This is a genomic window from Luteimonas flava (assembly GCF_036584485.1).
In the GTDB taxonomy this organism is placed as follows: domain Bacteria; phylum Pseudomonadota; class Gammaproteobacteria; order Xanthomonadales; family Xanthomonadaceae; genus Luteimonas; species Luteimonas flava.
Window position 1 is genome coordinate 1 of sequence record NZ_JAZHBM010000035.1, and the last position, 389, is coordinate 389.

1 rRNA gene is annotated in these 389 nt (G+C 48.8%); it reads left to right on the forward strand.

Annotation, left to right across the window (positions count from 1 at the left end):
* Window positions 1-389 (forward strand): 23S ribosomal RNA (locus tag V3391_RS17575); the annotation flags it as partial.

A 389-nucleotide genomic window follows, 5' to 3' on the forward strand; every position in this document is an offset into this window, starting at 1 on the left:
AAATCGAGTAGGTCGGAGCACGTGAAACTTTGACTGAATATGGGGGGACCATCCTCCAAGGCTAAATACTCCCAACTGACCGATAGTGAACCAGTACCGTGAGGGAAAGGCGAAAAGAACCCCTGTGAGGGGAGTGAAATAGAACCTGAAACCGTATACGTACAAGCAGTGGGAGCCCTTCGGGGTGACTGCGTACCTTTTGTATAATGGGTCAGCGACTTATATTTAGTAGCAAGGTTAAGTGAATAACGGAGCCGTAGCGAAAGCGAGTGTTAACTGCGCGTTTAGTTGCTAGGTATAGACCCGAAACCCGGTGATCTAGCCATGAGCAGGTTGAAGGTTGAGTAACATCAACTGGAGGACCGAACCCACTGTCTTTGAAAAGCCAG